The sequence below is a fragment of the uncultured Aggregatibacter sp. genome (genome assembly GCF_901873365.1).
GTDB lineage: Bacteria > Pseudomonadota > Gammaproteobacteria > Enterobacterales > Pasteurellaceae > Aggregatibacter.
In genome coordinates this window covers 1-8,729 of record NZ_CABFLM010000089.1, presented here as the reverse complement: position 1 = coordinate 8,729, position 8,729 = coordinate 1, and the positions used below count along the sequence as shown (strand labels likewise).

The following is an 8,729-nucleotide window of genomic DNA, read 5'->3' as shown; positions in this document are numbered from 1 at the left end:
ATCTTGTTGTCTGATTATTGATTTTTCGCGAAACCATTTGATCATATGACAAGATGTGTATCTACCTTAACTTAATGATTTTGATAAAAATCATTAGGGGATTCATCAGTGCTTTGCGTGAACAGGGCGTGTTGATTATCGGCAGCGGCAACATTGTGCATAACCTAAGAGCCATAAGCTGGGAACATATTGATCAAATCGGCGCGGGGTATGATTGGGCGTATGTGTTCCGTGATCAAATTAATCACGCAATGACCACGCAAAATAACGATGAATTGGTGCATTATGAGCAATTTGGCGAAGGTGCGGCGCTTTCTGTCCCCACACCTGATCACTATTTGCCTCTCTTGTATGTGATGGCGCTGCGGGAGCCGGATGAAAAAGTGGCATTTTTTAATGATCATTTGATTGCCGGTTCATTGAGTATGACCTCTGTGTTGGTGGGTTAAAATGAACGCAACACTTTATGTTGAAATGCCATAAATTGGTATTGTAATGGGGCGGAGCGATGGCTGGCATCTCGCTTTCCGTTGCCAAGTTTGAGGCACCGTTCACGCACGGATTCGCCCAAAAAAGCATAATAAGAACGCTTCTTGCTTTGAAAGTGACAACAATCACGTTATGTTCTGAAAATTAGTGATTCGTTGTTGAAAATAGATTAATCACCAGCACGCCGGAAATAATTAGGGCAATTCCTAACATAGCGGGCATATCGAGTTTTTGTCCAAAGGCAAAGTAGGCAACCATCGCTGTCAAAATGATCCCTACGCCGGACCAAACGGCATAGACCAAGCCGACAGGCAGGCTGCGGAAGACGATGGAGACCAAATAAAACGATAAGGCATAAATTAATAACGCACTTATGGTGGGAAGCGGTTTGGTAAAACCATCGCTTAATTTCAGCAAATTGGTGGCGATGACTTCCAAGCCGATAGAGCCACCCAGTAAAAGCCAAGGATTCATATTTTCTCTCCGTTTGTAAAATCTTTCTAAAAAATGATCGCACTTTAGAATGCGATTGAACCGTTCATGAAAAAACGACAATTTTGAGCGGAATATAGCAAATTTGCATTACGCTGTCGTAATTCTTTTTTAAATAGGGTTTTCAAATTGATTTAATAGATTTCAATCGGTAAAACCTTTCTGTATTATGCTTGGCGATATTTACTTTAAGCTAATACTATTTATTAAGGAGTTTTCTATGAGTGCTAAATGCCCTTTTTCTCATCTAACCAGCACGCCTTTAACGATGGGTAACGGCGCGCCTGTTGCCGATAACCAAAACAGTTTAACTGCCGGCCCTCGCGGTCCATTACTCTCACAAGATTTATGGCTAAATGAAAAATTAGCAGATTTTGTGCGTGAAGTGATTCCGGAGCGTCGTATGCACGCGAAAGGCTCCGGTGCATTTGGTACCTTTACTGTTACACACGACATTACTAAATATACTCGCGCAAAAATTTTCAGTGAAGTCGGCAAAAAAACAGAAATGTTCGCACGCTTTACGACCGTTGCGGGAGAACGTGGTGCTGCAGATGCGGAACGTGATATTCGTGGTTTTGCTTTAAAATTCTATACCGAAGAAGGGAACTGGGATTTAGTGGGTAACAACACGCCGGTATTCTTCTTACGTGATCCGCGTAAATTCCCAGATTTAAACAAAGCGGTAAAACGTGATCCTCGCACGAATATGCGTTCAGCTACTAACAACTGGGACTTTTGGACATTATTGCCGGAATCATTGCACCAAGTCACTATTGTCATGAGTGATCGCGGTATTCCGGCAAGCTATCGCCATATGCACGGTTTCGGTTCACATACTTACAGTTTCTGGAACGAAGCAGGCGAACGTTTTTGGGTGAAATTCCACTTCCGTACCCAACAAGGCATTAAAAACTTAACCGATGCAGAAGCGGCTGCTGTTATCGCAAATGACCGTGAAAGTCATCAACGCGATTTGTATGAAGCGATTGAACGGGGTGATTTCCCGAAATGGACGTTATACGTACAAATCATGCCTGAAGCCGATGCGGAAAAAGTGCCTTACCACCCATTCGATTTAACCAAAATATGGCCGAAAAAAGACTATCCATTAATTGAAGTAGGGGAGTTTGAACTTAACCGCAATCCGGAAAACTTCTTTGCTGATGTGGAACAATCTGCCTTTGCACCGAGTAACTTAGTGCCGGGAATTGGTGCAAGCCCGGATAAAATGCTACAAGCGCGTTTATTCAACTATGCGGATGCTCAACGTTATCGTTTAGGAGTGAACTACCGTCAAATTCCGGTAAATCGTCCACGTTGCCCGGTGCATAGCAACCAACGTGATGGTTTTGGTCGTGTGGACGGTAACTACGGTAGCTTGCCGCACTATGAACCGAATAGTTTTAATCAATGGCAACAACAACCGGATTTTGCCGAACCACCACTTCGTATTAATGGCGATGCGGCGAACTGGGATTATCGTAACGATGATAACGACTACTTCAGCCAACCGCGTGCATTATTTAATTTAATGAATTCGGAGCAAAAACAAGCGTTATTCAACAATACGGCTGCCGCGATGGGGGATGCACCTGATTTCATCAAATATCGTCATATTCGCAACTGTCATTGGTGTGATCCGGCGTATGGTGAAGGTGTTGCCAAAGCATTAGGCTTAACTGTTGAAGATGCGTTAAACGCGCGTGAAGTGGATCCGGCGTTAGGGCAACCGGGGCTATTGTAATCTGCGATACCGTACACAATAAAAAAACGTCTGAAAATCTGACCGCACTTTTGACCGTAATGCAAAAAAGTGCGGTTATTTTTATATGATCGTCAGCTTTTTGCGGACGTTTATTAACCTCAATGCGTAATTCACGATGTCGTAGCGTGCAACTTGTTGCACGAATGATAAACCTCAATGCGTAAATTCACGATTTCGTCGCGTGCATCTTGATGCACGACCAAACCACGCACGGAACGTTATTTAACTCTTTTGGGCATTCACGATTTCGTGCAACAAGTTGCACGCTACGATTTACTAAAAAATAGACAAGATTGCCAGTTTTCACAAGCTCCTTTAGCACGAATAATTAACCTCGATGTGGAATTCATGATTTCATGCGTAGCGTGCATCTTGATGCACGACCAAATCACACACAGAACGTTATTTAACCTTTTTGGGCATTCACGATTTCGTGCAACAAGTTGCACGCTACGATTCACTAAAAAATAGACAAGATTGCTAGTTTTCACAAGCCCCTTTAGCACGAATGATTAACCTCAATGCATAAATTCACGATTTCGTAGCGTGCATCTTGATGCACGACCAAATCACGCACAGAACGTTATTTAACCTTTTTGGGCATTCACAATTTCGTGCAACAAATTGCACGCTACGATTTACTAAAAAATAGACAAGATTGCCAGCTTTCACAAGCCCCTTGAGGAGCTTGTGAAGTAGAGGCGCTTAGCTTAATAGGGGAATTTAAAAACCGCACGTTTTACGTGCGGATTGTTATTGATTGAGTAAACGTTGAAGTGATTGATAAATAATTTGCGCTTGCTCATTTGCCAGTGCTGATTTTTTTTCTTCTGAAATCACGACCGCACTTTGTTGTTTATTCAACGCGGCAAGTTGCATTTGATAGCTGCCTTTGCCTAGATTAGGTAATGCTTGCGAGCTAATTTGCTGCCAGGCTTTTGGCGATAATGGTTTGTAATAAAGCTCTCGAATTCCGCGAGCGCTCATGTCTTTTTTGATTTCAAACCCAAGTTTTGGGAGTGTCTCGCCTAATTTTTCCCATGCGGCATCAAACGCCGCGGACAGAATGAGTGCAGTTCTGCCATTGGTATCCGTTGCGATATGCGAGGCGATAGGCGCAGTGGTGGATGCACTCAGATCCTGTTGTTGTTTTTGGTAGGCTGCATTTAATTCGCCGATAAGTTGATTTAGGCGATCAGAGGCATACCGTTGTTTATCCGTAATGGAAGGCGTGTAAATGGTCTCATTGCGTTTCATTTGCAAAACAGAAACCATCAACGCTGCGGCTTGTTCCGTATCGACTTCTTCAATTTGATAGCGAATTTGCGTGTTTTTCAAATCATCGCTTCGCCCGGTGGAAGCCCAATCAGTGAGCAGTTTTCCATTCTCTCGTGTGTATTGGATATTTTGCTCTTTGAGTAGGCGTTCAATTTGTTTTAAATTGTAAATCTTTTGCTGATCCGACGTATAGGCAATAAGCGCGCGTTCGCCATCAAATCGTGTAATGGAATCATGAATGATGGCTAAAGGAATAGAAGGTGGGCGAATATCGACCTTATCATCTTTGTTCACTTTAATCTGTGGCAATTGATATTCTGTGCTGGCGGTTGGTAACTTAACACCGCCGCTGGCAAGCGGATTAAGGCGAGGCAAGTCCACATTGGATTTTTGGTAGGTATCTCCAGCTTGTTGTTTGCTTTCATTGCTTGCAGAGCAGGCGGTTAGCGTAGAAATCACGGCAACCGTTAATAGCCATTTTTTCATAAATTATCCTTGATTATGACAACTGAAAAGTTAAATGTCTGTTTTGGACAGATAAATCATAAAGGCGTTCAAGGCCTGATGACGGCCTTGAGCGTATATTTTAGCGTAATCCGGCAAAGTTTAATGCATCTAGCACAACAGGTTGGGCGGATTCACTGAGTAGGGTAAGTGGCAAACGCAATGTTGGATCGGCAATCAGACCCAGTTTATAGCATGCCCATTTCACCGGAATTGGGTTGGATTCAATAAATAAGTTTTTGTGTAACGGCATTAAACGTTGGTTAATGGTTTCCGCTTCGCTAAAGTGACCTTGGCGGGCTAAGCGACACATTTCAGCCATGGCTTTGGGGGCAACGTTAGAGGTAACGGAAATAACCCCTTCTGCCCCTAATTTCATGGCTTCTAAACAGGAAGCGTCATCGCCACTAAAGACGAAGAAATCTTTTCCGGCAAGTTGTTTAATCTTTTGCACGCGGCTAATGTCGCCAGTTGCTTCTTTGATGCCAATGATATTCGGAATCGCAGATAATCGCCCCACGGTTTCAGGGAGCAAGTCGCTGCCGGTTCTGCCGGGAACGTTATAAAGAATTTGAGGAATATCCGTGCATTCAGCAATGGCTTTGAAATGTTGATACATTCCTTCTTGCGTTGGTTTATTGTAGTAAGGCACGACAGATAAACACCCCACGATGCCACTGTTATTTAATAATTTCGTCATGGTCACAGCTTCGCTGGTAGCGTTGGCACCGGTGCCTGCAATAACCGGAATTCGGCCAGCAGCAAATTCAACGGTTTTTAAGATCACTTTAACATTTTCTTCAATGCTTAATGTCGCTGACTCGCCGGTGGTTCCCACAGAAACGATAGCATCCGTACCGGCTTGAACGTGATATTCAACCAGTTGTTTTAAGTTTTCAAAATCCACTTCGCCATGATTATTCATTGGTGTGACCAAGGCAACGATACTGCCTTGCAGTAAAGGCGCATTTGACATAAAAGCCTCCGATTATTGTTATTCTATTATGCTAATTAAGTATGAAAGATGAGGGCTGCTTGCTAAGGTTCGCTTAAGATCGCTAAAATAGCCATAATTTGCAAGCAATTTTTTTATTTTTTAGAGGAGTTAACCCCGGTGTTAAAGCAATTAAACAGAGGTGATGATGCACCATTATTTACATTATTAAATCAAAATGGTGAGCCGGTTTCTTTAGCGCAATTTCGTGGAAAGAAAGTGCTAGTTTATTTTTATCCGAAAGCCTTAACGCCCGGATGTACAACACAAGCTTGCGGCTTACGTGATAGCAAAGCCGAATTGGATAAATTTAATCTTATTATTTTAGGCATCAGTCCGGATAAGCCACAGAAATTAGCGCAATTTGCCGATAAAAAAGCGTTAAATTTCATGCTATTATCGGATGAAACCCACGAAGTCGCCGAACAATTCGGTGTGTGGGGAGAAAAGAAATTTATGGGACGCACATTTGATGGCATTCATCGCGTCAGTTTTTTAATTGATGAGCAGGGAAAAATTGAACAGGTTTTTGATAAATTCAAAACAACCCAGCATCATGAAGTCATATTGAACTACCTGAGCTCAAATTCATAATAAAATCAAATGACATCATTAGACTTAATATGAGATTTTGTTTAGACTTGTAACACTTTTTTGACAAACGGAGAAAACAATGTCGTTAAATGGTTCGGATCAAGATCCTTGGAGCAAACCAAAGCAAAACGGGCAATCATCGGAGAATAACACGTCCGACCAAAATGAAGGCCGCTCAAATTGGGATCGTTCTTCCAATTCACAAAAAGACAATCAACAATCCCCACCGGATTTAGAGGATATTTTCAATAATTTATTGAAAAAATTAAGCGGCAAGAGCGGTGCAAATAATACGAATTCATCAAACGCCTTTTCCGGGGGCGTTGGTAAGCTGTTGCCGATTGCCATTGCGGCAGGTGTCATTTTATGGGGAGCTAGCGGTTTTTATACGGTCAAAGAAGCTGAACGTGGGGTTGTCTTGCGTTTAGGGCATTTTCATTCCATTGAACAACCCGGCTTAAACTGGAAACCGACCTTTATCGATCGCGTCATTCCGGTTAACGTGGAACGAGTATTGGAATTAAAAACCCAAGGCGCCATGCTGACGCAAGATGAAAATATGGTCAAAGTGGAAATGACCGTTCAGTATCGTATTCAGGATCCGGCGAAATATTTATTTAGTGCCGTCAACGCCAATGATAGCTTGAATCAAGCGACAGACAGCGCATTGCGTTACGTAATTGGGCACATGACGATGAACGATATTTTAACGACCGGTCGTTCAGTGGTGCGTGAAAATACTTGGAAGGCATTAAATCAGATCATTGAGCCATATAACATGGGATTAGAAGTGATTGATGTGAACTTCCAGTCTGCCCGTCCACCGGAAGAGGTGAAAGATGCCTTTGACGATGCGATTAAAGCCCAAGAAGACGAGCAGCGTTACATTCGTGAAGCAGAAGCCTATGCTCGTGAGAAAGAGCCGATTGCGCGTGGTAATGCTCAGCGTATTTTGGAAGAGGCGACTGCGTATAAAGATCGCGTTGTGTTAGATGCTAAAGGAGAAGTTGAGCGTTTCCAACCGCTTTTAGCGGAATTTAAAGCGGCACCGGAAGTATTCCGGGAGCGCTTGTATATTCAATCCATGGAAAAAGTGATGGCGAATACGCCGAAAGTGATGCTAGATAGCGGTAGCGGCAATAATTTAACCGTACTACCGTTGGAGCAATTATTGAAAGGAAAAGTCTCTAACGTTCCTTCAAATAGTCAGAGTGCGAATGAAACACATGAGACACAACAAAGTGCGGTCAATTCCAGCAATGTTTCTCGTCCACACGAACAAGCAACAACACTCAGACCGGTGGAATCAAGAGGAGATAATGGCCGTCAAGGGAGAACTTACTAATGCGTAAATTTGTATTACCGATCATTTTTATTATGATTGCTGTGGTGTATTCCAGCATTGTGGTTGTCACCGAAGGCACGCGAGGCATTATGTTACGCTTTGGCAAAGTACAACGCGATGCCGACAACAAAGTGGCTATTTATACGCCGGGGTTACATTTTAAGCTCCCATTTATTGACAACATTAAGGTGCTTGATGCGCGCCTGCAAACCTTAGACGGACAAGCAGATCGTTTTGTTACCGTGGAGAAAAAAGACCTGTTGGTGGATTCCTATGTGAAATGGCGCATTAATGACTTCGGTCGTTTCTTCACCTCTACCGGCGGTGGTGACTATACACAAGCCTCTAATTTGCTTCGCCGTAAAGTTAACGACCGTTTGCGTTCTGAAATCGGTTCGCGCACCATTAAAGACATTGTATCGGGTACTCGCGGTGAGTTGATGGCGGGTGCGAAAAAAGCATTAAATACCGGACAAGACAGCACAGCCGAGCTAGGCATTGAAGTGCTTGATGTGCGAATTAAGCAAATTAACTTGCCGGATGAAGTCTCTTCTTCCATCTACCAACGGATGCGTGCAGAACGTGATGCAGTTGCTCGTGAACACCGTTCGCAAGGTAAAGAAAAAGCCGCATTTATTCAAGCAGACGTGGATCGTAAAGTGACGTTGATTATCGCCAATGCAGAAAAAACTGCCCAAGAATTACGCGGGGAAGGGGATGCCACTGCCGCGAAGATTTTTGCAGAAGCATTTGGTAAAGAACCGGAATTTTATAGTTTCATTCGTAGCCTTAAAGCCTATGAAAATAGCTTTGCTAATTCCGATAACTTGTTAATTCTTAAACCGGACAGTGATTTCTTCCGTTTTATGCAATCGCCAAGTAAATAATCAAACATAAAATCGCCGCCCTGCATTGTGCAGATACCTCCAAAAATAAAGGGCGGCTTACGTAAATAATAAAAAAGTGCGGTGAGATTTTTGAAAATTTTTCAGAATCTCACCGCACTTTTATTATAGCCAGTCAAAGTCTGACTATAAAAACCATACGGGATGCGTATGGAGTCCTCCCTCGTAGCGTGCAACTTGTTGCACGAATGATTAACCTCGATACGTAATTCACGCATTTCATGCGTAGCGTGCATCTTGATGCACGACCAAACCACGCACGGTACGTTATTTAACCCTTTCTGGCATTCATGATTTCGTGCAACAAGTTGCACGCTACGATTTACTAAAAAATAAACACGGTTGCCAGCTTTCACAAGC

The 8,729-nt window shown here is 43.0% G+C and carries 7 protein-coding genes and 1 pseudogene; 5 read left to right on the top strand and 3 right to left on the bottom strand.

Annotated features, from left to right (window positions below; translation table 11 throughout):
- Window positions 1-104: 104 nt before the first annotated feature.
- Window positions 105-449: pseudogene (locus QZ106_RS08045) on the top strand (dioxygenase); the annotation flags it as partial.
- A 184-nt stretch (window positions 450-633) separates the two neighbouring features.
- On the opposite strand, the gene QZ106_RS08040 reads toward QZ106_RS08045, so the two are convergent.
- Entirely contained in the window at window positions 634-963 is a 330-nt protein-coding gene (locus QZ106_RS08040; protein ID WP_048750207.1) for a multidrug efflux SMR transporter, read from the bottom strand.
- Window positions 964-1,201: 238 nt separating this feature from the next.
- On the opposite strand from QZ106_RS08040, the gene QZ106_RS08035 reads away from it, so the two are divergent.
- The gene (locus QZ106_RS08035) at window positions 1,202-2,728 is read left to right on the top strand and encodes a catalase (protein WP_295976283.1); all 1,527 of its coding nucleotides are present in this window, start codon (window positions 1,202-1,204) and stop codon (window positions 2,726-2,728) included.
- Between the two features lie 774 nt (window positions 2,729-3,502).
- Here QZ106_RS08035 and bamC read toward each other — a convergent pair.
- Both bamC and dapA read right to left on the bottom strand, forming a co-directional pair.
- Window positions 3,503-4,513: an outer membrane protein assembly factor BamC gene (gene bamC, locus QZ106_RS08030; RefSeq protein ID WP_295976281.1), complete on the bottom strand. Its 1,011-nt coding sequence runs from the start codon at window positions 4,511-4,513 to the stop codon at window positions 3,503-3,505.
- 100 nt (window positions 4,514-4,613) lie between these two features.
- Window positions 4,614-5,507, bottom strand: coding sequence for a 4-hydroxy-tetrahydrodipicolinate synthase (gene dapA, locus QZ106_RS08025; RefSeq protein ID WP_290521959.1), 894 nt, complete (start codon window positions 5,505-5,507; stop codon window positions 4,614-4,616).
- A gap of 138 nt (window positions 5,508-5,645) precedes the next feature.
- Here dapA and bcp point away from each other — a divergent pair, with 138 nt between their 5' ends.
- From bcp to hflC, 3 genes are all read left to right on the top strand, one after another.
- Window positions 5,646-6,119, top strand: a complete 474-nt coding sequence (gene bcp, locus QZ106_RS08020) for a thioredoxin-dependent thiol peroxidase (protein ID WP_021616263.1) — start codon at window positions 5,646-5,648, stop codon at window positions 6,117-6,119.
- A 79-nt stretch (window positions 6,120-6,198) separates the two neighbouring features.
- On the top strand, window positions 6,199-7,464 hold the full coding sequence (gene hflK / locus QZ106_RS08015) for an FtsH protease activity modulator HflK (RefSeq protein WP_295976279.1): 1,266 nt from the start codon (window positions 6,199-6,201) through the stop codon (window positions 7,462-7,464).
- Entirely contained in the window at window positions 7,464-8,351 is an 888-nt protein-coding gene (gene hflC, locus QZ106_RS08010; protein WP_295976278.1) for a protease modulator HflC, read from the top strand. The genes hflK and hflC overlap by 1 nt, the downstream gene beginning before the upstream one ends.
- The last annotated feature ends 378 nt before the right edge of the window (window positions 8,352-8,729 follow it).

What these genes read in the sequence shown, in the direction of transcription:
- QZ106_RS08040 (WP_048750207.1), bottom strand. Translation starts at nt 963, where the DNA reads ATGAATCCTTGGCTTTTACTGGGTGGCTCTATCGGCTTGGAAGTCATC.
- QZ106_RS08035 (WP_295976283.1), top strand. Translation starts at nt 1,202, where the DNA reads ATGAGTGCTAAATGCCCTTTTTCTCATCTAACCAGCACGCCTTTAACG.
- hflK (WP_295976279.1), top strand. Translation starts at nt 6,199, where the DNA reads ATGTCGTTAAATGGTTCGGATCAAGATCCTTGGAGCAAACCAAAGCAA.
- hflC (WP_295976278.1), top strand. Translation starts at nt 7,464, where the DNA reads ATGCGTAAATTTGTATTACCGATCATTTTTATTATGATTGCTGTGGTG.
- bamC (WP_295976281.1), bottom strand. Translation starts at nt 4,513, where the DNA reads ATGAAAAAATGGCTATTAACGGTTGCCGTGATTTCTACGCTAACCGCC.
- dapA (WP_290521959.1), bottom strand. Translation starts at nt 5,507, where the DNA reads ATGTCAAATGCGCCTTTACTGCAAGGCAGTATCGTTGCCTTGGTCACA.